21 protein-coding genes are annotated in these 25,870 nt (G+C 61.3%); 10 read left to right on the top strand and 11 right to left on the bottom strand.

Features of this window, described 5'->3' with window-relative positions; translation table 11 throughout:
• Positions 1–288 precede the first annotated feature (288 nt).
• Entirely contained in the window at positions 289–2,898 is a 2,610-nt protein-coding gene (gene acnB, locus AOA62_RS20955) for a bifunctional aconitate hydratase 2/2-methylisocitrate dehydratase (protein ID WP_017137496.1), read from the bottom strand.
• A gap of 394 nt (positions 2,899–3,292) precedes the next feature.
• On the opposite strand from acnB, the gene AOA62_RS20960 reads away from it, so the two are divergent.
• Positions 3,293–3,763 carry a DUF1289 domain-containing protein gene (locus tag AOA62_RS20960; RefSeq protein WP_017137495.1) on the top strand — a complete coding sequence of 157 codons (471 nt, stop codon included), beginning with the start codon at positions 3,293–3,295 and terminating at the stop codon, positions 3,761–3,763.
• Between the two features lie 131 nt (positions 3,764–3,894).
• Here AOA62_RS20960 and AOA62_RS20965 read toward each other — a convergent pair whose 3' ends face one another.
• Complete coding sequence (locus AOA62_RS20965) at positions 3,895–4,758, bottom strand: universal stress protein (RefSeq protein ID WP_099549609.1); 864 nt, start codon at positions 4,756–4,758, stop codon at positions 3,895–3,897.
• A gap of 149 nt (positions 4,759–4,907) precedes the next feature.
• Between AOA62_RS20965 and AOA62_RS20970 the strand changes: the two genes are divergently transcribed.
• Positions 4,908–5,510 carry a tRNA-(ms[2]io[6]A)-hydroxylase gene (locus AOA62_RS20970; RefSeq protein ID WP_017137493.1) on the top strand — a complete coding sequence of 201 codons (603 nt, stop codon included), beginning with the start codon at positions 4,908–4,910 and terminating at the stop codon, positions 5,508–5,510.
• On the opposite strand, the gene AOA62_RS20975 is transcribed toward AOA62_RS20970, so the two are convergent.
• Together AOA62_RS20975 and AOA62_RS20980 are read right to left on the bottom strand one after the other, a co-directional pair.
• Positions 5,466–6,665 carry an MFS transporter gene (locus AOA62_RS20975; protein ID WP_099549610.1) on the bottom strand — a complete coding sequence of 400 codons (1,200 nt, stop codon included), beginning with the start codon at positions 6,663–6,665 and terminating at the stop codon, positions 5,466–5,468. The two genes, AOA62_RS20970 and AOA62_RS20975, sit on opposite strands and share 45 nt — an antisense overlap.
• Before the next feature lie 28 nt (positions 6,666–6,693).
• Positions 6,694–6,951, bottom strand: a complete 258-nt coding sequence (locus AOA62_RS20980; protein WP_099549611.1) for an AMP-binding protein — start codon at positions 6,949–6,951, stop codon at positions 6,694–6,696.
• 566 nt (positions 6,952–7,517) lie between these two features.
• Here AOA62_RS20980 and AOA62_RS20985 point away from each other — a divergent pair.
• Entirely contained in the window at positions 7,518–8,225 is a 708-nt protein-coding gene (locus tag AOA62_RS20985) for a winged helix-turn-helix domain-containing protein (RefSeq protein ID WP_017137491.1), read from the top strand.
• Positions 8,226–9,503, top strand: a complete 1,278-nt coding sequence (locus tag AOA62_RS20990; RefSeq protein WP_017137490.1) for an ATP-binding protein — start codon at positions 8,226–8,228, stop codon at positions 9,501–9,503. It begins immediately after the preceding gene.
• 36 nt (positions 9,504–9,539) lie between these two features.
• Here the strand turns inward: AOA62_RS20990 and AOA62_RS20995 are convergent, their stop codons facing one another.
• From AOA62_RS20995 to AOA62_RS21020, 6 genes are all read right to left on the bottom strand, one after another.
• Complete coding sequence (locus AOA62_RS20995; protein ID WP_099549612.1) at positions 9,540–10,445, bottom strand: HlyD family secretion protein; 906 nt, start codon at positions 10,443–10,445, stop codon at positions 9,540–9,542.
• Positions 10,442–11,179 (bottom strand): ABC transporter ATP-binding protein, encoded by a 738-nt coding sequence (locus tag AOA62_RS21000; protein WP_099549613.1) that lies wholly within the window; start codon positions 11,177–11,179, stop codon positions 10,442–10,444. The genes AOA62_RS20995 and AOA62_RS21000 overlap by 4 nt, the downstream gene beginning before the upstream one ends.
• An 8-nt stretch (positions 11,180–11,187) precedes the next feature.
• Complete coding sequence (locus tag AOA62_RS21005; protein WP_099549614.1) at positions 11,188–12,318, bottom strand: ABC transporter permease; 1,131 nt, start codon at positions 12,316–12,318, stop codon at positions 11,188–11,190.
• Positions 12,318–13,649 (bottom strand): TolC family protein, encoded by a 1,332-nt coding sequence (locus AOA62_RS21010; RefSeq protein WP_099549615.1) that lies wholly within the window; start codon positions 13,647–13,649, stop codon positions 12,318–12,320. The genes AOA62_RS21005 and AOA62_RS21010 overlap by 1 nt, the downstream gene beginning before the upstream one ends.
• A 292-nt stretch (positions 13,650–13,941) precedes the next feature.
• On the bottom strand, positions 13,942–15,765 hold the full coding sequence (locus AOA62_RS21015; protein WP_017137485.1) for a serine hydrolase: 1,824 nt from the start codon (positions 15,763–15,765) through the stop codon (positions 13,942–13,944).
• A gap of 94 nt (positions 15,766–15,859) precedes the next feature.
• Positions 15,860–16,348: a GFA family protein gene (locus AOA62_RS21020; RefSeq protein ID WP_017137484.1), complete on the bottom strand. Its 489-nt coding sequence runs from the start codon at positions 16,346–16,348 to the stop codon at positions 15,860–15,862.
• Positions 16,349–16,438: 90 nt separating this feature from the next.
• Here AOA62_RS21020 and AOA62_RS21025 point away from each other — a divergent pair, with 90 nt between their 5' ends.
• Genes AOA62_RS21025 through AOA62_RS21040 form a run of 4 tightly spaced genes read left to right on the top strand, consistent with a single transcriptional unit; the run spans position 16,439 to position 22,676 of the window.
• Positions 16,439–17,554 carry an AAA family ATPase gene (locus AOA62_RS21025; protein WP_099549616.1) on the top strand — a complete coding sequence of 372 codons (1,116 nt, stop codon included), beginning with the start codon at positions 16,439–16,441 and terminating at the stop codon, positions 17,552–17,554.
• On the top strand, positions 17,551–17,997 hold the full coding sequence (locus tag AOA62_RS21030; RefSeq protein ID WP_099549617.1) for a hypothetical protein: 447 nt from the start codon (positions 17,551–17,553) through the stop codon (positions 17,995–17,997). Before AOA62_RS21025 ends, AOA62_RS21030 begins: the two co-directional genes overlap by 4 nt.
• Positions 17,984–19,789: a hypothetical protein gene (locus AOA62_RS21035; RefSeq protein ID WP_099549618.1), complete on the top strand. Its 1,806-nt coding sequence runs from the start codon at positions 17,984–17,986 to the stop codon at positions 19,787–19,789. Before AOA62_RS21030 ends, AOA62_RS21035 begins: the two co-directional genes overlap by 14 nt.
• Positions 19,782–22,676, top strand: a complete 2,895-nt coding sequence (locus tag AOA62_RS21040) for a bpX6 domain-containing protein (protein WP_099549619.1) — start codon at positions 19,782–19,784, stop codon at positions 22,674–22,676. Before AOA62_RS21035 ends, AOA62_RS21040 begins: the two co-directional genes overlap by 8 nt.
• On the opposite strand, the gene AOA62_RS21045 is transcribed toward AOA62_RS21040, so the two are convergent.
• Complete coding sequence (locus tag AOA62_RS21045) at positions 22,663–23,562, bottom strand: LysR family transcriptional regulator (protein WP_017137479.1); 900 nt, start codon at positions 23,560–23,562, stop codon at positions 22,663–22,665. The genes AOA62_RS21040 and AOA62_RS21045 overlap by 14 nt on opposite strands.
• A 293-nt stretch (positions 23,563–23,855) precedes the next feature.
• On the opposite strand from AOA62_RS21045, the gene AOA62_RS21050 reads away from it, so the two are divergent.
• Both AOA62_RS21050 and AOA62_RS21055 read left to right on the top strand, forming a co-directional pair.
• Entirely contained in the window at positions 23,856–24,674 is an 819-nt protein-coding gene (locus AOA62_RS21050) for a MaoC family dehydratase N-terminal domain-containing protein (RefSeq protein ID WP_099549620.1), read from the top strand.
• Between the two features lie 28 nt (positions 24,675–24,702).
• Positions 24,703–25,866: an acyl-CoA dehydrogenase family protein gene (locus AOA62_RS21055; protein ID WP_099549621.1), complete on the top strand. Its 1,164-nt coding sequence runs from the start codon at positions 24,703–24,705 to the stop codon at positions 25,864–25,866.
• The last annotated feature ends 4 nt before the right edge of the window (positions 25,867–25,870 follow it).

Below are 25,870 nucleotides of genomic sequence, written 5' to 3' on the forward strand. Positions count from 1 at the left end.
TCCCGGCGAAGCTGGCTTCGCCGAGAAGTGTCCACCATGTCCCCGCACACCCGTCAACCATGTGTCCGGTCCGTACAGGGCGTTTGCCAAAAGTGACCCGCTGTAAGAGCGGAACCAATAGAAGCCGTTACCGCAGCAACGGATATGTACACAAAACAACACAAAAAGCCCGCCACAGCAGTCAAGCCAGCCCCCACAATTGTTTATCAGTGTGACGAATATCCTATTCCAGGCATAAAAAAACGCCGCGCATCTTGCGATGCGCGGCGTTTTTTAAATCACAACATCTTAGGCTTGAATCACCGGGATGTTGGCGCTTGCTGCGATTTTGCGGAACTCGGCGATCTGGTCGAAGTTCAGGTAGCGGTAAACGTCGCTGGCCATGGTGTCCAGTTTCGCTGCGTAACCCATGTACTCTTCGACGGTCGGCAGGCGACCCAGCGTGGAGGCAACTGCCGCCAGTTCTGCCGAAGCCAGGTAGACGTTCGCGCCATCACCCAGACGGTTCGGGAAGTTACGGGTCGAAGTCGATACGACAGTCGAGTTCGGCTCTACACGTGCCTGGTTACCCATGCACAGCGAGCAGCCCGGCATTTCCATGCGCGCGCCAGCCTTGCCGTAGATGCCGTAGTAGCCTTCTTCGGTCAGTTGGTGAGCGTCCATCTTGGTCGGCGGCGACAGCCACAGACGGGTTGGCAGCTGACCCTTGACCTGCTCCAGCAGCTTACCGGCAGCGCGGAAGTGACCGATGTTGGTCATGCACGAACCGATGAACACTTCGTCGATCTTCTCGCCGGCAACACTGGACAACAGACGGGCGTCGTCCGGGTCGTTCGGTGCGCAGAGGATCGGCTCGTTGATTTCGGCCAGGTCGATCTCGATGATTTCGGCGTATTCGGCGTCGGCATCGGCTTCCATCAGCTCCGGGTTGGCAACCCAGGCTTCCATCGCTTGGGCGCGACGTTCCAGGGTGCGTGCATCGCCGTAGCCTTCGCCGATCATCCAGCGCAGCAGGGTGATGTTGGAGTTCAGGTACTCGGTGACGGAGTCCTTGGACAGCTTGATGGTGCAACCGGCAGCCGAACGTTCAGCCGAGGCGTCGGACAGCTCAAAGGCTTGTTCCAGCGTCAGGTCGTTCAGGCCTTCGATTTCCAGGATGCGGCCGGAGAAGGCGTTCTTCTTGCCTTTCTTCTCTACGGTCAGCAGGCCAGCCTGGATCGCGTAGTAAGGAATGGCATGAACCAGGTCACGCAGCGTGATACCAGGTTTCATTTTGCCTTTGAAGCGCACCAGGATCGATTCCGGCATGTCCAGTGGCATTACGCCAGTGGCTGCGGCGAACGCGACCAGACCGGAACCGGCCGGGAACGAGATGCCCATCGGGAAACGGGTGTGGGAGTCACCACCGGTACCGACGGTATCCGGCAGCAGCATACGGTTCAGCCAGCTGTGGATGATGCCGTCGCCTGGACGCAGCGAAACACCGCCACGGGTCATGATGAAGTCAGGCAGGGTGTGGTGGGTGGTCACGTCGATCGGCTTAGGGTAAGCCGCGGTGTGGCAGAAGGACTGCATTACCAGATCGGTCGAGAAGCCCAGGCACGCCAGGTCCTTGAGTTCATCACGGGTCATTGGACCGGTGGTGTCCTGGGAACCTACGGTGGTCATCTTCGGTTCGCAGTAGGTGCCAGGACGAACGCCTTTGCCTTCTGGCAGACCGCAGGCCTTGCCGACCATTTTCTGTGCCAGGGTGAAGCCTTTGCCGGTGTCGACAGGTGCTTCAGGCAGTTTGAACAGGTCGGTAGGGCCAAGGCCCAGTTCAGCACGCGCCTTGTCGGTCAGGCCGCGACCGATGATCAGCGGGATACGGCCGCCGGCGCGAACTTCGTCCAACAGAACCGGGGTCTTCATTTCGAAGGTGGTCAGGACTTCGTCGGTGCCGTGTTTGCAGACTTTGCCAGCATGCGGGTACAGGTCGATCACGTCGCCCATGTTCATGTTGGTGACGTCGAATTCGATTGGCAGTGCGCCAGCATCTTCCATGGTGTTGTAGAAGATAGGAGCGATCTTGCTGCCGAAGCAGAAGCCGCCGGCGCGCTTGTTCGGCACGTAAGGTACGTCGTCGCCGAAGAACCACAGTACCGAGTTGGTTGCCGATTTACGCGACGAACCGGTACCCACCACGTCGCCGACGTAGGCGATCGGGAAACCTTGGCCGCGCATTTCTTCGATCTGCTTCATCGGACCGGTTTTGCCTTGCTCGTCCGGCACGATGCCTTCGCGCGCCATTTTCAGCATGGCCAGAGCGTGCAGCGGGATGTCAGGGCGGGACCAGGCGTCCGGGGCAGGGGACAGGTCGTCGGTGTTGGTTTCGCCGGTGACCTTGAAGACGCGCAGGCTGATCTTGTCGGCCAGGGTTGGGCGGTTGCGGAACCACTCGCCGTCAGCCCAGGACTGGATCACGCCTTTGGCGTGCTCGTTGCCGTTCTTGGCTTTTTCGGCCACGTCGTGGAACGCATCGAACATCAGCAGGGTGTGCTTGAGTTGGGCGGCCGCGACAGGGGCCAGCTCGGCGTCGTCCAGCAGCTCGACCAACGTCACGATGTTGTAGCCGCCTTGCATGGTGCCAAGCAGTTCAACCGCGCGTTTCTTGTCGATCAGGGGAGAAGTGACTTCGCCCTTGGCCAGGGCGGACAGGAAACCGGCCTTGACGTAGGCAGCCTCGTCAACGCCTGGTGGAATGCGGTTGGTGATCAGGTCAACGAGAAATTCTTCTTCGCCAGCCGGAGGATTCTTCAGCAGCTCGACCAGGCCTGCGGTTTGTTCGGCGTTAAGCGGCTGGGGAACGATACCCAGTGCTGCACGCTCTTCGATATGTTTGCGGTAGGCTTCAAGCACAGTTATTACCCTCATCAGTGGTCCCACGGGACGCTCATCCAGAAATGAACGGCACGCATGCGCTCGGGGGCTTTTTGGGCCGCAAAGCCAGCGCTGCCGGCATTCCTCACAGAAGCTGCTTTCAAAGTTTTACGCCTGCAGAACGGAGCTGATGAGGGTTGGCGCGGGCTCTGACCTACCGGGTCGAACCTGCGCCAACACCGTTCTGAAGGAACGACTGTGCTCGTGACGCTTTGAAAACAGCTTCCAGCGGATTATTGGCGCCTTACAAGGCCGGATGATTCTACGGCAAAAAAAATCTAAAGGTAAGTTACCTAGCCAAGTTTGCTGGGTGATCAACCTTAGACAAAGGGCTAACATGGCGCACTGTTTCGCTGATTTGTGTGCATTGCCCATGTCCAACCAAGCCATCAAGACCCCCTGCGTCGGCCTGTGCTCCACGGTTTACGGCGATCTCGTCTGCCGCGGTTGCAAGCGCTTCCACCATGAGGTGATTCAGTGGAATGGCTATAACGAAGAAGAAAAACGTGCGGTATGGCTGCGGTTGGAGCAACTGTTGGTGCAAGTGATGGCCGGCAAACTGGAAGTCTTCGACCCCAAGATGCTGCGCGGGCAGCTTGAGCTGCGCAAGATTCGCTTCGTGCCGCACCAGTCCGAGTACTGCTGGGCCTACCAGTTGATCGCCCGAGGCGCGCGGGTGATTTCCAACCTTGAAGCCTATGGCATGGTGTTGCTGCCGGAGTTTCGTGAGTGGGCACTCCCGGAACTGCGCGATGCCATCGATCGTGAGTTCTTTATCTTGTCCGAGGCGCATTACCAGCGCTATATCGCGCCGGGGTTCCTGAGAGACGCACTGGGACACTGACCGCGCAGGTCAATGTGGGAGCTGGCTTGCCTGCGATGGCGGCAGATCAGCCAAAGGTGTTTTGACTCAAAGGTCGCTATCGCAGGCAAGCCAGCTCCCACCTTTGATCTCCATAGTTTGAAGAGGCTATGTCAGGCCTTGGTGGCCAACTCCTCCAGGTGATCCATCAACGCCTGCGGCTTAAGTACCAGCACATCACCTTCCACCGCATCCAGCACCACCTCCGCCGTATTGCCGATCAATGCGCCGGAAATCCCGGTGCGCGCCACTGTGCCGATAATGGTCACCGCCGCTTGCAGTGTGTGCGCGGCATAGGGGATCAACACATCCGCCGGGCCTTCGTTGATGTGCAAGTGGGTGTCGTCGATATCAAACTCGGCCTGGAACGCCTTGCATTGCTCGCGATAGCGCGCCTCGATAGTTTCCTTGAGCTGGAAGGTCGGGTCTGCTGCTGACAGCATGGGGGACGGGTGAGCGCTGATCACATGCAACTGGGCCTTGGCCAGGCTTGCAATATCGAACCCATGGTCGACGATAGCGTTGTGCAGTGCCTGGTGTTCGCTGTCGGTGTTGCCCACATCAATGGCCGCCAGCACCACCTTGCCGGCCCAGGGCGTCGAGGTTTTTACCAGCAGCACCGGCGTAGGGCAGTAGCGCAGCAGTTTCCAGTCTGCTGGCGTCAGCAGGGCCTTTTTCAATGGGCTGTCCGGGAAGTGCTGCTTGATCACCAGGCCACAGCCTTCGGCCTGCTGCACGTCGATGATGGTTTCATGCAGGCTGTCATTCCACGCCTGCTCGGTGGTCACGCTGTAGCCGTCCTCCTGCAGGCCGGACTTGAGCAGGCTGAGCAGCGCCGAATGCTCGTGCTTTTTGTCGCACACCAGCAAGTGCAGGTGCGCGCCGGTGACCCCGGCAATCAGCTTGGCGCGCTTGAGCGCGAGGCTTTCGGAATGCTCGGGTTCGATAACCACCAGGATGCTGCGGATGGCTTGCATGGTCGGGGTCTCCAAAGGGTGGGCCTGGAACAACTATAGTTGCTGCCCGCGAGACGTCATGTTGATGCACATCAAGGCCAGTAGCTGGTGGTCTGCGGCGGGGTCGGTATAATCGCCGGCCTTTTGTGATCCTTTTGCCCGTGAGCCCGATGAACCTGCCCGAAATCCACGAATTCCTCGGCTGCCGCACCCCCGACGCCTGGGTCCAGGCCGCGTTGGCCGATCAGCACACCCTGCTGATCGACCACAAGAACTGCGAATTCAAAGCCGCGAGCACCGCCCTCAGCCTGATCGCCAAGTACCACGCCCACGTGGACCTGATCAGCATGATGTCGCGCCTGGCCCGTGAAGAGCTGGTGCACCACGAACAGGTCATGCGCCTGATCAAAAAGCGCAAGATCGAGCTGCGCCAACTGCATGCCGGCCGTTATGCCTCGGGTTTGCGCAAGGTTGTGCGCAGCCACGAGCCGGTCAAGCTGGTGGACACGCTGGTGGTCGGCGCCTTTATCGAGGCGCGCAGTTGCGAGCGTTTCGAAGCCCTGGTGCCGCATTTGGACGAAGAACTCGGCAAGTTCTACTTCGGTTTGCTCAAAAGCGAGGCCCGGCACTTCCAGGGTTACCTGAAGCTTGCCTACCAGTACGGCGACGCCAAGGACATCGCCCAGGTGATAGAACGGGTGCGCGCCGCCGAGCAGGAACTGATTGAGTCACCCGACATCGAGTTCCGCTTTCACAGTGGCGTGCCAGCCTGAGGCGACGGCCACGCCGATCAGCGCGGTGATCCCGGCCAACAACAGGATCACCGTTTGCGTGCCCAACGGCGCCGCCAGCACGGCAATCAACAGGCCCGCCAGCGGCTGCGCCAGGTTGTTGAGCAAGGTGATCACGCCCACTGTCTTGCCGAAGTCCTGCACCGGAATCACCCGCTGGCGGGTGCTGCGCATGTACACGTTGAACATCTTGTCGAAGCCGGTGATCAGTAAAAATCCCAGGGTGTAAGCCCACAGGTTAGGGCTGACGGCCATGACCAGTGCCCCCGCCGCGATCATTGAATAAGACAGCCCGCCCAGCACCTTCAGCGGCAGGCTGGAACGCGCCAGGTAAAACAGAATGACGATGGTCACCACCGCGCCGGCAGCCTGCAACAACGCATAGGCGTCTTTGCCGGCGGCGAACAGGCCAGTGACCATGGCCGCGGACGTGGCCAGCGTTACCCCGATGATCAAGTTGACGCCCACCGCCAGGGCAATGACCCGCTTCAATTCCGCCAGTTTGCGGATATGCCCGAAGGCAATGCGCAGTGGTTGCAGCCAGATATCCTGATGCTGCTCAAAGCTTTCCAGGCTGACCGTGGTGTTGCGCTGCCACACCAGCATCGCCAGGTCCGCCAGCACAAACAGCCCGGCAATGCCCGCCACCACCCACGGCCACGCCCACACCTCCAGCATCAGCGCCGCCACCAGTGGCCCCAGCACCAGGCCGCTCTGGTCGGCGATCTGTGAGTAGGACAAGGTCTTGGCATAGGTGTAATGCTTGAAGATATGCGGCATCACCACTTCGCGGGCCATGATGCCCTGGGTCGTCAACACGCCGCACAGCGCCGACAGGATGACCAGCCAATAGATGCCGTCGAACACGCCATACAACGCCACCGCCAGCACGCACGCCAATGCGCGGTAAACCTGGCTGATATGCAGGATGCGCACCGGCGAGAACTTGTCGCACAATGCGCCGCACACCGGGAACGCCAGGTAACGCGGCAGTGACTCGACGAAAAACGCCAAGCCAGCCCACGACACACTGTTGGTGGTTTGGAATACGATCAGCGGCACGATAAATAACAGAATCTGGTCCGCCAGCCGCGACAGGAACAGCGAGATAAAAAAAGCCAGGTAGTCCTTGCGCATGGTGCTCTCGTTTCAATCGATCAAAGCGTCAAGTGGGGTGCGTTGCCGCCGTAATTGCGCCCACGCGCAGGACGGCGAGATAAGCGGCAATGAGATCGATGCAGATCGGTGAATACAGGGCGACGCGATCGCCTGGTTGAACACCGCTGGCGACCAGCAGTCGGGCTATTTGTGTCGTTCTTGCTTGAAGCATTCCATAGCTGTAATGGACGGCATCGAGCGCAACAGCGCACTTGTGCGGGTGGCGGGAGGCGTTATGTTCGATGACCTCGTGATACAAAAGCATGGCGTGTACCTGTATTCAATAACACGCTTAAATAAAGACAGAACGGCTGTGTGAGAGCGGTTCGCTAAATTAAATAAAGGCTGTGTTTGAATAAAGCGCTGAGGTAAGCGCCAGGGGTAGCAATCGATAAAAGTTGCGGGTGCACAATATCAACTCCTTTGATATTTATTTTAATTATCTTCCATGACTTTCACCGGCAGGTGTCGCTGAAAAGTGCATGGATAGTTTCATTGGCGTTGTTGGGCTGTCAACGACGGTCGCGTCACTGTTTTGTCACTGCGTCGTGACAATTTAAGGCGTTTACTCAATAAATGTTAGTGTCGAAACTTCCGAAAATGACGTGAGTTATGGCTGTCAGAAAAATCACTATCTTTCTTGGGCAAGGCTGCGAACGCCGCGATTTGATACGTTAAAAACTCCGGGTGAAATGTTAAAAACCTTTAAAAACATGAAGGTTGTTCGAAAGCCCCACAGAAAGGCTTTTTTTGCCGCGCCCAGTACCTTTTCAGGCCAGCTTGCCACCTATAATGCTCCAACTTCAATCCGCGCATCCACACTGAGAACTTATGGAAAACCTGGGTCTGGGCAAGGTCCTGCTCGTTGAGGACGATGAAAAGCTGGCAGGGCTGATCGCGCACTTCCTGTCGCAACACGGTTTCGAGGTGCGCGTGGTGCACCGGGGCGATGAGGCCTTGGCGGCGTTTCTCGACTTCAAACCGAAAATTGTGGTGCTCGACCTGATGCTGCCGGGCCAGAGCGGGCTGCACGTGTGCCGGGGAATTCGCAGCGTGTCCGACACGCCCATCGTCATCCTCACCGCCAAGGAAGACGACCTTGACCACATCCTGGGCCTGGAGTCGGGCGCCGATGACTACGTGATCAAACCGATCAAGCCGCCGGTATTGCTCGCCCGCCTGCGCGCGCTGCAGCGCCGCCAGGTGCCGGAGCCCACGGTGCGCGGTGCGCTGGAGTTCGGCCGCTTGTCGATTGATCGCAGTTGTCGGGGCGTCAGCCTGGGCGGTGAGGCCATCGACCTCACCACCATGGAGTTTGAGTTGCTGTGGCTGCTGGCCAGTCACTCTGGGACTATCCTTTCGCGCGACGACATTCTCAACCGCATGCGCGGTATTGCCTTCGACGGCCTGAACCGCAGTGTCGACGTATACATCAGCAAATTGCGCAGCAAGCTCAATGACAACCCGCGCGAACCGGTGTGCATCAAGACCATCTGGGGCAAGGGATATCTGTTCAATCCGTTTGCGTGGGAGGTTTAGATGCTGCGCCTGTTTCTGCGCCTGTATGTGATCCTGGCGCTGGGGTTGGCCGGGGCAATCTGGCTGGTCAACTACACCTTCGACGAGTTATTGCCCGAGGCCAACGAGGTTTATAACCGTGAAGCCTTGCGCGGGCCGGCCTATGGCCTGGTCGAGCAACTGCGCCCGGTGCAGGGGGCGGCCCGCGATGCGCGCCTGGCTGAGCTGCAACCCCATTATGGTTTGCGCCTCAAGCTGGTGCCGCGCGACACCCTGGCGCTCAATGACCGCGAACAGCAACTGTTGGCGGGCGGCCAACTGGTGGTGCGCGGCGACTTCATGGAGTTCCTGACCACCATTGATGGTGGCCCGCAATTGTTGCAGATCAAACTGCCGGAAGAGCCCAAATGGTTGTACCTGTGGGCCTATGGCTTCCTGGGTGTGAGCCTGGCCATCGTCCTGTATTTTTGGGTACGCCCGCATTGGCGCGACCTGGAGCATATCCGCCTGGCCGCGCAGCGTTTTGGCGATAACGACCTCGGCTCGCGTATCCTGCTGCCGCGCCGTTCCACCGTGCGTGAGCTGGCCGGGCACTTCAACCAGATGGCCGAGCGTATCGAAAGCCTGATCGCCAACCAGCGTGAACTGACCAACGCGGTGTCCCATGAGTTGCGCACACCGATTGCGCGCTTGTCGTTTGAGCTGGACCAACTCAAGCAACAGGCCGACCCACGCCAGAGCCGCGAATTGATCGCCGATATGTACGCCGACCTTGGCGAACTGGAAGAAATGGTGTCTGAGTTGTTGACCTATGCCAGCCTGGAGCGCGGCGCCACACAGGTCACCCGGGAAAATATCGAAGCGCATAGCTGGCTCGATAGTGTGATCGGCAGTGTGGCCCTGGAAGCTGAAGCCGCGGGTGTGCAGCTCTCGTTGCGCACCTGTGACGTCGACTTTATCCAGATCGAGCCGCGCTTTATGGCGCGTGCAGTGATCAACCTGCTGCGCAATGCCATTCGTTATGCCGAGCGCCGTGTAGAAGTGTCGCTGGTCAAGTTCGGCAATGGTTACGAAGTGCGGGTCAATGATGATGGCCCAGGTGTGCCGATGGAGGGCCGTTCCAAAATCTTCGAACCCTTCCTGCGCCTGGACGCCAGCCGCGATCGCCGCACCGGCGGCTTTGGCTTGGGCCTGGCGTTGGTCAAACGCGTCAGCCAGTGGCATGGCGGGCAGGTTGAAGTGCTGGACTCGGAGTGGGGCGGGGCGTCGTTTCGGATGACGTGGGCGTATGGCGAGTAGGCGGTTGCCGGCGGTCGCGGGCAGCCGCCAAAGGCTTTAAGGTGCCCCGAACCGTACCAGCATGCGCTGGCCCACACGCAGTGACGCAGGTGCAGGTTGTTCGAACGCTACTATGCATTCCACGGTACGCATATTGGCTCGTGCCTGTGGGTCGCCTTCAAGCGTGCTGTTACCCAGCACGGAGCTGATACGCACCACATGACCGGACAGCGACGGTTGGTCGTTGCCGTTTTCGGTCGATATATCGGCTTTCATACCGGCGTGGACCTGCGCAATAAACGACTCGTTGAGCTCGGCTCGCACGATGCGTACCTCGTTCGGCAGCAACACGAAGGCAGGCCCTGACTCCGATGAAACGGTAGCGCCAGGTTGGGTCAGGCGCCGCACGACTTCGGCGTCCGCCGGTGCATAGAGGTTGCGCTGGGTCAGTTCGTAGCGCGCACCGGTGAGTGTTCTTGTGGCGGCTTCGAGGTGTCCTTGGTTTTTTTCAATAGCGTCGCGCAGTTGCTCGGCGGCCTCGCGCGCATCATCGGCACTCTGGCCATCTGCGGCTCCAGCCGCGGCCGCCTCTGACAGGCGCGTGGCTTTCTGGTCGGCAAAGTTGAACTGTCTTTGCAGGTGCCTGGCGTGCACTTGAGCCTGTTGTTGGTCGGCAAGCGCGGCACTTACGGCCAGGCGCGCCTGTTCGCTGTCCAGGGAGGCGAGCAGTTGGCCTTTTTTTACAGGGTCACCTTCTTTGGCTTTGATCTCGGCCACCACGCCATCGCGGGCAAACTGCAGGTTGAGCAGGCCACCCTCGACATCGACGCGGCCGCGAGCCACTGCCAGGTAAGTCGGTGACGAGGCCGTGGCTTGAGCCGGCGTATCCTCACGTGAACAGCCGTTCAGGAGCAAACAGGCACTGAACAGGGTCAGCCAAGGGGAGAGGGAGCGGACATTCATACACAGTGTTCCTGGGGGGCGGCAGGGCTGGCGGGCCGCAGGTGATGGTGGGAGTCGCTGATGATGCGGCCGTCTTCAATGGCCAATACACGGTCGGTGTGGCTGATCAAACGCGGGTCGTGGCTGACGCACAGCACCGTAGTGCCGCGTTCACGGGCGATACGGTGCAAGATATCGATCACGATCTGGCCGTTGGCCGCGTCCAGGGCGCTGGTGGGTTCGTCTGCGAACAGCAACTCGGGCGCCTTCGCCACGGCGCGGGCGATAGCCACCCGTTGTTTTTCTCCCCCGGACAGCGCGGCCGGGCGCAAGGCCATGCGCGAACCGAGGCCTACATCTTCCAGAGCCTGAGTCGCGCGCCTGCGCACTTCCTGCGAAGTGAGCCCGAGGTAACTCAGGGGCAACTCGACCTGTTGCAAGGCCGTCAGCGCCGGGAACAGATTGAAGCCTTGGAATATGAAACCCGTGTGATGCAGTCGAAAATGCTCCAGCGCCCGTGGGGCAAGCGTTCCCAGGCTTTGCCCGAGGGCCTCCACACGGCCTTGGTCGGGTTGCTGCAAGCCGCTGAGAATCGCCAGCAGCGTGCTTTTTCCGCAACCGGATGGCCCCGCGATCAGGGTCAGTTCCGCGGGCCTTATTGCCAGGGTGATGTCGTGCAGTACAGGGGTCATAACCTGGCCTGATACAAATGCCTTGCCGATGCCAGTGGCATGCAGGGTGAAGGATGTGGTCATCGTGGGTTCTATCTCAAAAGGCTTGCTGGGTCGGCATGACGCAATGAGTGCATCGCGGCCAGGCCGGAAACCAGGGCCAGGGTCATGTTCAAGAGCAGGCAGGCCAGGGCTGCGACGGGGGAAAGAGTCATCGGAACGTTGTAGTAATGCGCCAGGGCGAAGAACAGGCCGGTCAGCCCAGTGCTGCCCAGCAAGCCCAGGGCGCCCACCCAGAACGCTTGTTCCATCACGACTTTGCGCAGAGACGTGACGCCGACGCCGAGGGCGTTAAGGGTTGCGTATTCGCGGATCGATCCAATCACGGCCGCCACCAGGGTCTGGCTGGTAATCACCGCCCCTACCAGGAACACGATCACTGCCAAAAACAACACACCCGCGCCGGCCCCGGTGTCGAACATCCAATGCATCTGCGAGCGGTAGCTGAACTGCGCTGCGGTCCACACCGCGTATTTGCCGAATGCCGGGCTGCCGTCGATGCGTGCTGCAACCGCGTCCGCCTGACTGGGGTCTCGGACCTTGGCCACCCAGTAGGTCATGCGATCTGTATCGGCGCTCGTATCCAGCTGGCGGGCCGTGGCTAACGATGCAATCACGTTAACCCCACCCAGTGCGCGTAATCCGCTGATGACGCCGACTACATGCACCCGGTGGCCGTTGATAGTGGCCGCGTTTCCAGGATCAAGGCCCAGGCTGTCGAGGTCGGCGCGGTCAACGATGACCGCTCCCGGTTCATTCAGGCGTGCCCGCAACGAGCCGGGCAGTAAGCGGGCGAACATCAAACCTTGTGGGTCTGCGTCGATACCGGAAACAAATACCGAGACTCCACCTGTGTCCCGGGTACCCCGCCAGTCAGCATCCACCCAGCGGTAGGGCTCGACCCTGAGGACATCGGGGTCCATGCGTATACGCATCTCTACACCGGCATCGATCGGTCGACCCAGGTTGACGCTTTGGGTGCCGGGGTACCCCACCCAAAGGTCGGCGCGCGAGCCGGTGACGTACACACTGGCGCTGCTGAAGATACCCAGTACCAACGCGGTCTGAAGCAGTTGCAGCAGCCCTGCGAAGCCCACTGCAATAATCGCTGGCAGGAAGCGCCGCCATTCATGGATCAGCGTCAGGCGTGCAAGCGCAACCATCAGTCAGTCTCCTTATGGCGCGTGGCTGTCTGAGGTGCAGCGCTGGGCAACGGTGCGCCGCCGAGTGCCTTGTAGAGTGCGACGTAGGCAATGGCACGCTCGGTGCCGGCCCGGTCGACTTGTTGCTGCGCATGCAGTGTCTGAACCTGCGCTTCTACCAGGTCCAATGGACTCAAGAGCTTCAACGCTGCCCGTTGTTGCAGTGCGCCAAGCTGGGTTTGCCTGGCGGCATAGGCCTGACGGGACAATTGTTCGCGTGCACGTAATTGCTCCAGGTCACCCAAGGCGTTTTCGACTTCGGCAACCCCCTCCAGCACCGCTTGGCGATACCCGAGGACGGCGGCCTGCAGATGGTGGTCCTTGGCTTTCGCAGCCGCCACGCGCAGGCCCCAGTCGAACAAGGGAATACTGATGCCGGGGCCCGCCGAGAAGATGCTGTTGCCATTGGGGGTATTGTTGCGGTTGCTGGCGATATTGAGCGACCACTGCAGTGAGGTGCCGAAGCTGATGTGCGGGTAAATATCGGCCTGGCTCATGCCCAGCTCACCGGCGGCGATAATCACCGAGGCTTCGGCGCCGGCAATTTCCGGGCGGGTGCGCAACAGGTCTGTGGGAACGCTATTGAGCTGCCAGTCACCGAGCGTCGGTAGCCGCCCCGGTTGCAGCCAAAGAGGGTCGGGCGCGATCTGGCCCAACAATAACGCCAACTGCTGCGCGCTGCGGTTTGTCCGCTGGTGCACACGCGTCAGTGCCATTTCAGCGAGGGCCAGTTCAGCCTGTGCAGCGGCAACGTCTGCGCAGGAGGCCAGTGCGAGCTGTTCCCGGGCGCGCAGCCGTGCCAGTTTTCCATGGCCAACTTCGCGCAGGGTTGCAAGGGTCTGCTCCGTTTGTTGGGCTGCTCGCAATTCGATCCAGCGCCGGCTGACTTCAGCCACCAATGAAACTTGTAGGGTGCGCAGGTTGTTATCCGCCAATGCCTGGTTCCCTTGGGCGAGGCGCTCGGCACTTTGTTGCATGCCAAACAATGGCAACTCCCAGACCGAATCGAAGCCGATCAGGAAATAAGAAGTACTGGTATCAGGGCTGACGGCATCCTTGGTTTTTATACTCAGCGAGGGCAGGTAAGGGGACTGCGCGTGCTGGCTCATAATCCGGATGGCGCGCAAGCGCTCCACCGCTACGGCGACGTTCAGGTTGTTTTGCAGTGCACGATCCACCAACGCATTGAGCTGGGGGTCGTTGAATGCATGCCACCATTGGTTCAGATCGGGTTGGGGCGGCGCAAGAGAAGGTTGGACGTTGCGCCATTGCTCCGGTGTAGACGGTTTCAATACGGGCAGGGGGGCAGTTGAGCATCCTGCAAGCGCCATTGACACTAACGAGAGTGCGCATAGCGATCGAAAGGCATGCGATCGGTTAAGAGGCTTGATGGTCGTTCCCCGGTTAAATACGGATACTGCGGTATTCATGCGATGGGCGCGTTGGTCGGCGCGCCAATGCACGATGTCACTGATCGGTTGATATTGAATGAAGCGTTCGAGCACCAACGTAGCGGCAGGGGGTGTTCAGTTCTGTTGGTAAATTGTATTGGTGCGCAATGATGGCTTTTGCTTCAGCCCAGGTTCAGAAACTCAAGGGTTTATCTCGCGATTGCGTGCGTTTGAAGGAGTAACCCGAAGCGCTGAGTCCGTTTACCTGGCGGCTTACCGTGTCGCCCAGGCCGTAGCCGTTGCCGGCCAGCACCGCGTGGGCGTTGTCGACGGGAAGCAGGATGTAGTCGGTGAGCGGCTCGTTGTGCAATTGGCCGCGAATCACCAGAAAGCCTTCTTCCAGGCGCACGCTGATACCGCTCAACGGCGCGTCGGGTTCGTGGGTGTTAAGCACCTGGTAGGTGCCGATGGTGTTGGCCCACGCCAGCGGCAGCGGCGGCGGGTCGATGCGCTCGCCGATGGCCAGGCGTTGGCCATGGCTGCGGGCCGTGAGTACTTGGCGGCCCTGCACCGTGACCACGTCCAGCTGCACGCGGCCCAGTTCACCCAGGTCCTTGAGCCAAAAGCCAAGGACTTTTTTCTGCGCGCGCAGCCAGCCGTGTTCGTCGCGCAACAACTCGAAGTCAAACCCGGCCAGCTCACCGCTCAGTCGATCGCCCTCATCCTTGACCCGGAATACGCCCCAGGCCGTGGCATAAAACCCGGCCAGGCGCTTGCGGTCGACGGCGGCGGGCACCTGGCGCAACTTGAGCCCATGGCTGGGCGCCTGGCAGTCGTCGGCGCACACGGACTGCCCGGTTTGCGCCTGGAACATCAGGCGCAGGGTCTCGGTGGCCAGGCGCGCGACCAGTTCTTCGGCGTTGCTGTCATTGGCCATGATGATCACCGCCAACTGCTGGTCTGGCAGTACGCTCAGCTGCGCGGCAAAATCATCGCCGCCGCCACTGTGCTGGTAAGTGCGCACGCCGGGGGCGACGGGTTCATCGCCGCAGGGCGCCAGGAACCAGCCCAGGCCCATCTGGCAATCGAAGTCCAGGGCATTGCCGGTGTTTTGCTGGGTGAACATCTGATCAATCGACGGGCTCTCAAGCACACGGTTGCCCTTATAGAGGCCGTGGGCAAACAGCATCTGCACATAATGGCTAAGGTCTTTGGGGCTGGCCCACAAGCCGCCGGCGGCAAGGTCACGCACCTGTGCATCGGTACTTGCCACGCCGTCTTCGTAGCCCAGGGCGCGAAAGCTCAATTGCGTGCCGGTGCCGACAAAACTCGACTGGTTCATCTCCAGGGGCTTGAGCAGGCGGCTTTGCAGTTGGGCTTCAAAACTCTTGCCGCTGCTGCGCTCGATGGCCGCACCGACCAGCGAATAACCGAGGTTGGAATAGGCCACCTGCGAGCCCGGCGGGCTGCTCAGCCATACACCCGACACCCGCATCGGCATCTGGCCCATGGCGTAAGTGCTGCGCACGTCGCGCAGGTGCTCGCTGGGCAAGCCGGATTGATGGCTGAGCAGGCGGCGCAGGGTGATGTCGCGGTCGGCGGCGGCCTGGTCAGTATGAAAGCGCGAGCGCACGTAGAATTCGCGCAAGGTCTGCTGGATCGGCGCGTCGAGGGCCAGGCGCTGTTGGTCGACCAACTGCATGGCCGCTGTGGCTGTCAGTAGTTTGGAAATGCCGCCGGCGCGAAACGCCGTGTTGGCGGTCACCGGCACACCCTGGGCCTTGTCGGCCAGGCCAAAGCCGCGCGCCCAGATCAGCTCCTGGCCATTGACCAGCGCAATCGACAAACCGGGCACATTCTCGCGGGCCAGGTCCTTGGGGATGCGCGCTTGCAGGTAACGGATGATCGCGCCGTAATCGCCCTTGGGAATCGCGGGCGGGGCAGGCGGCTGCACGTGGCAGCCGAGCGTGCCGAGCAGGCAACCCCATAACGGAATACCGCGCAATGTGCGAAACATGAAGAGCACCCGAATGGTGGTTTGGATGCTCGAATGCTAAGGCGATGCTGGCCAACAATCTTTGAGAGCTTTGTCGAGAAACTGTCAAAGAGTGTTAACGCGCGAGCCCCAAACGCTCATGCCACTGGGCGATGGATTCTTCGGGGTACTCGTCGAACTGCAAATCGCCCTTGTGCACACTGACTTCGACCCACGGCACCTTCGAGCCGAGCATCAGGTGCGTGTGCTCAGGCGGCACCGGCAACGGCGTGTCGATGGCTGAAGCAAACGGGTGAATCAGCTCTGGCCATTCGGGGCTGAACAGCCACAAGGCGCTGCCGCATTGCGAGCAAAAATGCCGTTCGGCAGTGCTCGCATGCGCGCGGCTGGCGCCTTCGGGCTTGAGCCTGGCGTGGTAGACCGAGATCAGCTTGCGCCCGCGTACCTTCAAACTCTTGGCGTCGCCGCCCAGGTTGATCGCATAACCGCCGCCGCCTTGGGTCTTGCGGCAGATCGAGCAATAGCAACGCTGGTACGGGTAGGGATGCTGGCTGTTCAGGCTGAATGTTACGGCGCCGCAATGGCAGGATCCTTCGAGTTGCATGGGCTGGCTCCTCTAAGAGTGTGTAACAACACTTTGCTAATACCTTAGCCTCAGGCAAGATTCTCTGCTTTGGTTTCAGGGAAGACACCCATGATTGCTCAGTTGCAAAGCGCTGCCACGCAAATCCGCCACGCTGTGCGCAAGGCGACCGAAGGATTGATCGGGCGCGAGCAATTGGCCGAGCTGATTGTGCTGGCGGCGGTCGCCCAAGAGCACATTCTGGTGATCGGCCCGCCTGGCACGGCCAAGAGCGCCGTGGTACGCCGTGTGGCGCAGTCCATGGGTGGGCGTTACTTCGAATACTTGCTGGGGCGCTTCACTGAGCCGTCGGAGCTTTTTGGTGCCGTAGACCTGAAGAAATTGCGTGAAGGCACGGTGGAAACCGACGTCAGCGGCATGCTGCCAGAGGCCGATATCGTGTTTCTCGATGAAGTCTTCCTGGGCTCGACCGCCATTCTCAATACCTTGCTGGGCGTGCTCAACGAGCGTCGCTTTCGCCGGGGTCATACTCAAATTCAATGTCCGCTGCGTGTGTGTGTCGGCGCGGCCAACGGTTTGCCGGACGATGAGGCACTGGCGGCGTTTGGCGACCGCTTCCTGTTGCACCTGTTCGTCGATTCGGTGCCGGACAATCAACTGGAAGCCATGCTGGCGGGCGGTTGGCAGTCGGAGCAGCGCCCGGTGCAACAGTTACTGGGTCTGGCCCAGTTGGATACGCTGAGCCAAGCCCTGAAAAACGTCGACCTGGGCGCGGTGCGTCCAGCCCTGGCCCAGGCGATTCGGCGCCTGCGCGAAGCCGGCATAGCGTTATCGGACCGCCGTATCGTCAAGTCTCAACGGCTGATCGCGGCCGCCGCGTTGCTGGGCGGGCGGCTGGAAGCCAGCGACGCGGATCTATGGCCCCTGCTGTATGTGCTGCCCACTAAAGAGACTCAGCAGCATGGCCGCGAGGTGCTGCGCGACCTGTTTGCCGCGTCCAGCAACAGCCATTTGTTCAGTGCGGTCGAAGAGGCCACCTTGCAACCGATGTCGCGCTTGAATCGCTTGCTGGAAACTGCGCAAGACTACCTGGCCCGCAGCGAGCCGCCGGACAGCACGGCCCTCGAAGGGCTGCTGCGCGAGATCGACGCCAACTTCAATAGCGAGACAATGCCGGAAACCTTGCAGCAGGTACGCGGGCAACTGTCCCGAATGCTGACGCCATGAGTGCAGACCACTACGCCTGGACCTGGCGCCCAAGGCCGGTGCCTGCCGAGCCACAAGCAGCCGTCGGATGGGGCGACGCCGCGCGCCGCTTGCTTGCGCGCTTGCTGCTGCTCGCAGATGAACAGGCTGCCCGCTTGCACGCTACCGCCAATGGCGATGTATTGGTCGTCACTGGGGCGGTGGCGGATTTGCCGTGGGTCGACGGTGTCGAATACGCCGCAGTACACCCCGGCGCGCCTGGCGTATGGCTGCCCACCAGTTGGGAGCCGACAGTGCCGGTAGACTTGCTCGGCCAGACGCTGTCGGCACGTTTCAAGCGCTCGCCCTTGCTGTTGTGGCGCGAACCGCAAGTTGTAGTGCCGTTGGATCGCCTGTTGCCGGTGACGGTTGAACACCTTCAGCGCATCGCGACGAATTGGGGCACCCGCCATGCAACTGCCTGAAGCCTTGCAACCCTGGCGCCAGTGGCTGGAGTGGTTTGCGCCGCAGCATCTGCCGCTGTTCGCCGACTTGCTTGGGCGGCTTAACCCGGTGCTGGGGCCACTGCGCGGTAGGCAGCAAGGCGGGGTGCCTGAGCCGGATGGCGTGGGCGATCTGCAACGCCGTGGGCCTTACGAGCGCCTGCTTTCCAGCGAATGGCTGCTGGCCGATGAAGTGCCGGATGAGTTTATGCGCAGGGCTGTCGGCGGCGAGCATATGTTCCTGGCGCCGCAGTACCGCGCCCGTGAAGCCAACCGCCTGATTGTCGTGCTGTTCGACGCCGGCCCGTTGCAATGGGGCGCCGCGCGGCTGGTGCATATCGCCTTGCTGATGCTGCTGGCCCGGCGTGCCGAGGAGGCAGGGGCGCAGTTGCGTTGGGGGATCCTGCAAGGCGCGCCGCTGCTGCATGAGTTCGATAGCGCGGGGCAGCTCAAGCAACTGCTCAGGGCGCGCACCTATGAAAGTGTCGCCCCGGCGCACTGGCAAGCCTGGCAGGAATGGCTGGCCACGCAGGGTGAGACGTTGGGTGAGTGCTGGACAGTCGGGCAACGCTTGCCCAAGGACACGACCAAGACCTGTACGCACCGGGTGCAGGTGCAGCGCAGTCTGGATGGGCACAGCCTGTCATTCGAGTTGCAAGCCGGTTCTGTGCGGCGCGTGCTGCTGCCTATGCCGGATGAGGCGCACGCGGTGCAACTGCTCAAAGGCCAGTTCGACGATGAAGTCCAGGCGCCGCCGCCGAATCTCGCACGTGCGGTGCCACGCGTAGCCTTGACCTTGCCGCCGGTAATCTCCAGCGCCGGTAACTATGTGGCGCTGCGCCTGCTCGATGAGACGGGCATGGTGGTGATCAAGCTGCCGCACAAAAACCAGAAAAAGTCGCTGGAGGTTCGACGCCGTCTGTGGGGCAAGCATCAGCGCGTATTGAGCACCACCTTTCACCACCGCAGCCTCGGTGCCGTGTTGAGCGACAACGACAGCCTGACGTTCTGGAACATTCCCGGTATGCCCACCGTCGACAAGCCCGCCCGTGAACAGCTGCAACTGCCACCGGGCACCGCGACGTTCCTGCCGAGTGTCTGGCTGCACAGTCAGAACGCCGTGCGTGTGTACTTGCTCGACAGCCAGGGGCGGCTTGCCTATTGGAAGTCGCGTCAACTTTGCCAGGTGGCGGATGACGTGATGAGCCTGGTGCAGGTCGACCCCTTGACCATCGCTTATGCGCGCAGAGAAGGCGGGCAGATTGTCGCGTATTCCGGGTCTGCTGACGGTTTACGCGCCAATGGTCATGCGGTCGGCTCGGCAGCGGGCGTCAGCCAGGTATTGTTGGCTGCCAACTTTTACTGGCGCCAGTACTGCGGTGGTTGCGCGCTGCTGACCACCGAGGACGGCTACCAGAGTTGGCGCCTGGTGACCCATGAAAGCTTTCCGGCGAAACACGAACAGATCGACTTGGCGCCCGGTTGGAAAGCCATCGGCCTGCACTATACGTACGCCCAACGGCCGGCTTACTCACTGGTGCTGCTGGGGCCGAACCAGCACAGCGTCGGGCTGTACGCCGAGGGGCAACAGCGCACGTTGTTCACCACCTCGGCGCCAATTGCCCGCGCGAGCTTTTGCCCCATGAGCGGCTTGATCGCCGTACTGACCACTGACCGCGAATTACTGGTTTACTCGGTTGGCGAGCGCTCCATGCGTTTGCAAGTGATGTGCAACCAGGCACCGCAGCTCACCCAGGAAGCTGCCAATGCATGAGCCAGAACGGATGCTGATTCGCCGCCCGGTACTCACCGGGCACCAACAGATTGACGGCCTATGGTTTGCCGCCGAGCGTTTTGATGAGAGCGAGCGCAGGCGCCTGATCCTCAAGTATTGGCAAGTCGACGCGCGTGCCTACCGTTTTGCCGACGGCGACTTGCTGCAGTTCCACACACCTTGCCCGGTACACTGCGAAAGCCTGCACGGCTGGCCGCTGACCCGCCAGGGCCTGGGCTTGTCGTCTGCCGCGCTGCACCCTGAGGAATTGCGCGGGCTGCCCGTTGCCGACTTGTGGCTGGTGCGCGGCAGCCAGATCCATGCATTGCAGTTGCGCGATGCACACGTGCTGACGCCTGGGCTGTGGCTCGACATCAGTACCTACACGCTGCTCGACACCTTTGACTGCCATACCCCGTTGCCGGCAACGCTGCCGGAGGCGGTGGTCACCGACCTGCGTGAAATCCTCGGTGGGCCACTGGAGCCCGTCAGCCCGGAGCGCGAAGCAATCATGCAAGCACTGCTGGAGCGCCCGCGTCACACGTCGAGTAAAGGGCCTGGCGCCAGCGCGGCGTCTGCGCAAAACAACGCAAACAGCGCCCGCGAAGTCTCTTCCCCGGTGCTGAAAATCGTGATCGGCCTGGTACTGCTGGGTGGGCTGGTCCGCCTCTTCGGCCAGAGCGAGCCCGCCGCGCTGTTGGCCGAGCACACACAGTCCTTCGGCGGCATGCTCCTGGGCGCCGTGATCTGGATGGTGGTGATCACCGCGTTGTTGTACGGGTTGAACCGCTTCCTGCACCGTGGCGCGTCTGCCCCCGCCCAAGCGGCGCCCCGGCCGGTGGCTCGCGCACCCGCTAACCCAGGCATCGCTGCGCGTGCCACCCCGCGCAGTTATAAACCTGCCGCGTGGCGCCGTTTGTTGACCCGGCTGACCCAGCATTCCCAGCTGTCCAAACTGTATGGCAAACGCCAGGCCGCCTACATGCAGCGCATGTTGGAGATGTTCGAAGACGGCAATTTCGAAGAAGCCTTGCGCCACGCGATCCCCTTGAACAGCGCTGCCTCCAGCGGTGAACAGAGCTTTGGTACGCCACAGCGCCGCGAGGATTTGAGCCTCAGCCAAAAGGCTGGCCCCGCGCGCTCGATGCTGTTTGAAGACGACTTGACCGAGCATTTGCGCCAGGTGTATCGCCAGACTTTTGAACGCCTGGACCGTGCCGGTCGTATCGAGGAAGCGGTGTTTGTCCTTGCCGAATTGCTCAAGGAGCATCATCAAGCTCTCGATTACCTGGAGAAACACGCGCGCTATCAGCAGGCCGCTGACCTGGCCCTGGCGTGGGACATGCCGCCTGCGGTGATCGTGCGCTTGCTGTGCCTGGCCGAGCAGTGGCAGCGCGCCGTGCTGGTGGCGCGGCGCGACAATGCGTTTGCTGACGCCGTGGTGATGCTCCAGGCCAAGTCGCCGGAAGCCGCCGACCGCTTGCGCCTGGAATGGGCCGAGTCGTTGATCGCCAAAGGCCTGTGGTTGCAAGCCGTCGATGTTATTTGGAGCCTGCCCGCAGAGCGCCCACGCGCCGCGCAATGGCTGCTCAACGCCGAGGCTGCCGGCGGGCGCTTGGGCATTGAGGCGCTGGTTAAACGCGCGGTCCTGTTGCCCGAAACGCTGCACGCTTACGGGCCGTGGGTCGAGCAATTGCGTGACGACCCCGCGCGCGCCGGGGAACGCGCCGCCCTGGCGCAGGCGTTGTTGCAACACAAGGCACACACCACCGCCTTGGCCTGGCTGGCAGGTGCCACTGTGCACGCGATTCTGGCCGATCAATTCAGCGATCAAGGCCAACTGACTCATAACCAGTTACAAGCGCTGGTCAAGATGAGTCGCGATAAAGCGCTTCAGGCGGACTTGCCGGGCCAAGCCCTGAAGCGTACGCCCGTGGTCTCACTGGAGCACTTGGGCGACACCCGCGAGTGGGCTGCGCCGGCGGCTGGCAGCCGGCCGATTTTCGACGCGGCGCCGCTGGAAGACCAGCATTACCTGGTGGCGCTGGGCGAGTCGGGTGTGATGGTGGTGGATGCGGCGGGCACAACGTTGTTTCACTTTGCTGTACCGGCGCAGAAAATCGTGATTGCCCATAGCCGACAGGTTGCGTTGGTGCTGATCTGGCGGGGGAATGTATGGCGCGTGAGCAAACTGGACCTGGTCAATCGTGTCGCCAAAGACCTCGGTATGCTGGCCATGGATGTCTTTGCACACGCGTTTGATGGCAGCAACTGGACCATCGGCAAAGGCCCGCAGTTGCGCGTGGTGGATGTTGACCGTGGCTTTGAAACGCTCTGGCATGTGAGTGATCTACCGGAGTCGGTGCGTGCCATCAAGGTGGATGAACACAATGAATACCTGTGGCTGTCGGCGCCGGGCGGGTGCCTGATGCTGTGGCATTATCGTCTGCCGGAGCGGCGCCTGGTCAGTCGCGAAAGCGCGTTTGACATCGTCGCGACGGACTTCCAGGTTCCCAGTGCCACGGCTGAATCGGCGCAGTATCGGATCAAGCACGACTATGGAACACCCACGCTGATACTGAAGCAGCACGGGGTTCGAAAGCGCTACCGGCTGCCTGGCAACTTACCGGAAGAAGAATGGGATGAGTCCGTCAGCCCGTTTCTATTTGAGGACTGGTTGCTGATCAGTTATCGGGTTGAGGAGCACGACACCTGCTGGCACGTGATCCACCGTGCCAGCGATCGGCTTTGCGTCACGTTGCACTGGCCGCAATCGCCGGCCCAGCTTCGCCGCCTCGGGTCTGATCTGTTGCTGTTCGATGGGCAGGGCCGGCTGAGCCATATCAATATTGATAACGCCAGCCAGCGCAACATCAGCCTGCACTGAGTGTGTCCGGCATCAAGGTGGCGATCAACGCCCGAATGGTGCCGGGCAATGCCTCAAGCTCGCGTACCAGAATACTGCGTTCGCGAATCGCCCATGGCTCATCGAGCTTCACCGTCACCAACTGCATGGTCCGGCTGTGCCGCACGGCGGCGGATTCGGGAATGATGCCAATGCCCACGCCGGCCTCGACCATTCGGCAGATCGCTTCGAAGCTCGACACCTGAATGCGCAGCGACAACTGCTTGCCCAGGCGATCGACGTGTTCACGCAAAAAACTCAATAACGTGCTGCCTTCATGCAGGCCGATGTGCTGGTAGGCCAGGGTTTGCTCCAGCGTCACCGAAGACTGGTCGGCCAATGGGTGGCCCACGGGCACCATCAAGACCAATTCATCGGTGCTGAAGTGCAACACCTGCAAACCTGCCGCTTCTACCGGCCCGGCAATGATGCCCATGTCGCTGGTGCCATCAAGCACGCCACGTACGATGTCGCGGGATAAACGCTCTTGCAGGTCGACGGTCACGCCCGGGCGCTGGGACAGAAAACCCGCCAGCACCTCCGGCAGAAACTCGGTCACCGCCGTGGTGTTGGCGAAGATGCGGATATGCCCGGCCGAATCCACGCCGTATTGGGTGAACTCGCTTTTAAGGTAATCCACCTGGCGCATGATCAGCCGCGCATGGTGCAGCAGCCGCTCGCCCGCCGGGGTGATCTCCACGCCACGGCTGTCGCGGTACAGCAGGCGCGTATCCAACTGGCCTTCCAGCGCCTTGATCCGCGCACTGGCGGCGGCCGGCGAGAGGAACGCACGCTTGGCGCCCTGGGTGAGGCTGGGGGATTCGGCGATGTGGATAAACAGGCGCAGGTCGGCGAGATCGAAATGCATGCAAACCCCTATTTTGGCAGCGGTGAGGTTCAAGTGTGGGAGCTGGCTTGTTGTGGCGAGCAAGCTTGCTTGCGCTGGGGTGCGAAGCGCCCCCAAAAAGCCGGAGACTGCTGCGCAGTCAACGGGAGCAAGCTCCCTCGCCACAACAAGCCAGCTCCCACAGGGGATGGAGTGGTACTCATGGCTAGCGTTCAGCATAACCGAACGCTGGTTTATTGAAATGCAAATTCTCAGAACGGGCAGGCGCTTGCATGATCCGGGGCAGACACTCACTGCCCGAGGACCTGCACCCGATGAGCGCCACTGACTGGATCGGCCGAAGCGAGACTGCCCACGACCACCTGAGCCTTAACCTGCTCAAACGCATTGCTGCTACTTTTGGCGAAGCTGTGCCGGAACAGGGCGCCGATTTGCCGCCGCTGTGGCAGTGGTGTTTTTTCCAGGACCCGCTGCCGGAATCGGCCTTGAGCACCGACGGCCACCCGGCCCGTGGCGGGTTCCTGCCGCCCGCTGATAACCGCAATCGCATGTGGGCCGGTGGGCGCATCGAATTCGTGCATGCCTTGCGCGCGGGTGAGGCGGCGACCCGCGTGTCGACCATCACCCAGGTCGAAGAAAAGACCGGGCGAACCGGCTCGCTGTTGTTTGTCACCGTGCGTCATGACTATTCCCAGGACGGTCGCCTGGCGATCCGAGAAGAACAGGACATCGTTTACCGCGAACCGACGCCGCCCAAACAGGGCAGTGGCGACGCCTTGCCCGAAGGCGAATGGCAGGCATCGATCAGCCCCACGCCAACCCTGCTGTTTCGTTACAGCGCCGTGACCTTCAACGGCCACCGCATCCACTACGACTACCCGTATGTCACCGACACCGAAGGCTATTCAGGCCTGGTGGTGCACGGCCCGCTGATCGCTACCTTGAGCCTGCGCGCGTTTTGCCGCGCCCAACCCGACGCGACCCTGCGCCGTTTTGCCTATCGCGGTGTTCGCCCACTGATTGCACCGCAGCCATTTGTGGTCGGTGGGCGCGTGACCGAAACCGGTGTGGCGCAGTTGTGGGCGGGCAACGCCGGTGGCCTGGCGCAGACCGCTCAGGTCCACTTCGAATAATCCAAGAACAACAGGCGGAGAGCCGTTAATGAACCCCAATGACAACGAAGAACTCAATGCCATCCGTGAAGGCGTGCGCGCCTTGTGCGCCGAGTTCGACGCGGCGTACTGGCGCAGGATCGACGAACAAAAAGGCTTCCCCGAAACCTTTGTCAAAGCCCTGACCGACGCCGGCTGGCTGTCGGCGATGATCCCTGAAGAATACGGCGGCTCTGGCCTGGGCCTGGCCGAAGCCTCGGTGATCCTCGAAGAAGTCAACCGTTGCGGTGGTAACTCCGGCACCGTGCACGGCCAGATGTACAACATGTTCACCTTGCTGCGCCACGGCAGCGAAGCGCAAAAAAGCTTCTACCTGCCCAAGCTCGCCAGCGGCGAATTGCGCCTGCAATCGATGGGTGTGACCGAGCCCACCACCGGCACCGACACCACCAAAATCAAGACCACGGCGATCAAGCGTGGTGACAAATATGTGATCAATGGCCAGAAGGTCTGGATCTCGCGCATCCAGCATTCCGACTTGATGATTCTGCTGGCGCGCACCACGCCGCTGGCCGAGGTGAAGAAGAAGTCTGAAGGCATGTCGATCTTCCTGGTCGACCTGCGCGAAGCCATCGGCAACGGCCTGACCGTGCAGCCCATCGCCAATATGGTCAACCACGAAACCAACGAACTGTTTTTCGACAACCTGGAGCTACCCCTCGACAGCCTGATCGGCGAGGAGGGCAAAGGCTTTAAATACATCCTCGACGGCCTCAACGCCGAACGCACCCTGATCGCCGCCGAGTGCATCGGCGACGGTCGCTGGTTTATCGAAAAGGCCAGTGCCTACGCCCGCGACCGCGTGGTGTTTGGCCGCCCGATCGGGCAGAACCAGGGTGTGCAGTTCCCGATTGCCGAGGCGCATATCGAAATCGAAGCGGCGGACCTGATGCGCTGGCGTGCCTGCGAAGAATACGACAGCGGCAAGAATGCCGGGGCCAGCGCCAACATGGCCAAGTACCTGGCTGCCAAGGCGTCCTGGGAAGCGGCCAACGCCTGCCTGCAAACCCACGGCGGTTTCGGCTTTGCCTGTGAGTACGACGTAGAGCGCAAATTCCGCGAAACACGCCTGTACCAGGTGGCGCCGATCTCCACCAACCTGATCCTGTCCTACGTGGCCGAGCACCTGCTCGAACTGCCACGCAGCTTCTGAGGGC

The organism is Pseudomonas sp. 2995-3 (assembly GCF_002742565.1).
Classification (GTDB): Bacteria; Pseudomonadota; Gammaproteobacteria; order Pseudomonadales; family Pseudomonadaceae; genus Aquipseudomonas; species Aquipseudomonas edaphica.

Excerpts from the sequence above, each read along its gene's own strand:
- AOA62_RS20995 (WP_099549612.1), bottom strand. The coding sequence starts at position 10,445 with ATGAATGTCCGCTCCCTCTCCCCTTGGCTGACCCTGTTCAGTGCCTGT.
- AOA62_RS21050 (WP_099549620.1), top strand. The coding sequence starts at position 23,856 with ATGAGCGCCACTGACTGGATCGGCCGAAGCGAGACTGCCCACGACCAC.
- AOA62_RS20985 (WP_017137491.1), top strand. The coding sequence starts at position 7,518 with ATGGAAAACCTGGGTCTGGGCAAGGTCCTGCTCGTTGAGGACGATGAA.
- AOA62_RS21045 (WP_017137479.1), bottom strand. The coding sequence starts at position 23,562 with ATGCATTTCGATCTCGCCGACCTGCGCCTGTTTATCCACATCGCCGAA.
- AOA62_RS20980 (WP_099549611.1), bottom strand. The coding sequence starts at position 6,951 with ATGCTTTTGTATCACGAGGTCATCGAACATAACGCCTCCCGCCACCCG.
- AOA62_RS20990 (WP_017137490.1), top strand. The coding sequence starts at position 8,226 with ATGCTGCGCCTGTTTCTGCGCCTGTATGTGATCCTGGCGCTGGGGTTG.
- AOA62_RS21030 (WP_099549617.1), top strand. The coding sequence starts at position 17,551 with ATGAGTGCAGACCACTACGCCTGGACCTGGCGCCCAAGGCCGGTGCCT.
- AOA62_RS21035 (WP_099549618.1), top strand. The coding sequence starts at position 17,984 with ATGCAACTGCCTGAAGCCTTGCAACCCTGGCGCCAGTGGCTGGAGTGG.
- AOA62_RS20970 (WP_017137493.1), top strand. The coding sequence starts at position 4,908 with ATGAACCTGCCCGAAATCCACGAATTCCTCGGCTGCCGCACCCCCGAC.
- AOA62_RS21015 (WP_017137485.1), bottom strand. The coding sequence starts at position 15,765 with ATGTTTCGCACATTGCGCGGTATTCCGTTATGGGGTTGCCTGCTCGGC.
- AOA62_RS20965 (WP_099549609.1), bottom strand. The coding sequence starts at position 4,758 with ATGCAAGCCATCCGCAGCATCCTGGTGGTTATCGAACCCGAGCATTCC.
- AOA62_RS21005 (WP_099549614.1), bottom strand. The coding sequence starts at position 12,318 with ATGGTTGCGCTTGCACGCCTGACGCTGATCCATGAATGGCGGCGCTTC.
- AOA62_RS21055 (WP_099549621.1), top strand. The coding sequence starts at position 24,703 with ATGAACCCCAATGACAACGAAGAACTCAATGCCATCCGTGAAGGCGTG.
- AOA62_RS21025 (WP_099549616.1), top strand. The coding sequence starts at position 16,439 with ATGATTGCTCAGTTGCAAAGCGCTGCCACGCAAATCCGCCACGCTGTG.
- AOA62_RS21000 (WP_099549613.1), bottom strand. The coding sequence starts at position 11,179 with ATGACCACATCCTTCACCCTGCATGCCACTGGCATCGGCAAGGCATTT.
- AOA62_RS20960 (WP_017137495.1), top strand. The coding sequence starts at position 3,293 with ATGTCCAACCAAGCCATCAAGACCCCCTGCGTCGGCCTGTGCTCCACG.
- AOA62_RS21020 (WP_017137484.1), bottom strand. The coding sequence starts at position 16,348 with ATGCAACTCGAAGGATCCTGCCATTGCGGCGCCGTAACATTCAGCCTG.
- AOA62_RS20975 (WP_099549610.1), bottom strand. The coding sequence starts at position 6,665 with ATGCGCAAGGACTACCTGGCTTTTTTTATCTCGCTGTTCCTGTCGCGG.
- AOA62_RS21040 (WP_099549619.1), top strand. The coding sequence starts at position 19,782 with ATGCATGAGCCAGAACGGATGCTGATTCGCCGCCCGGTACTCACCGGG.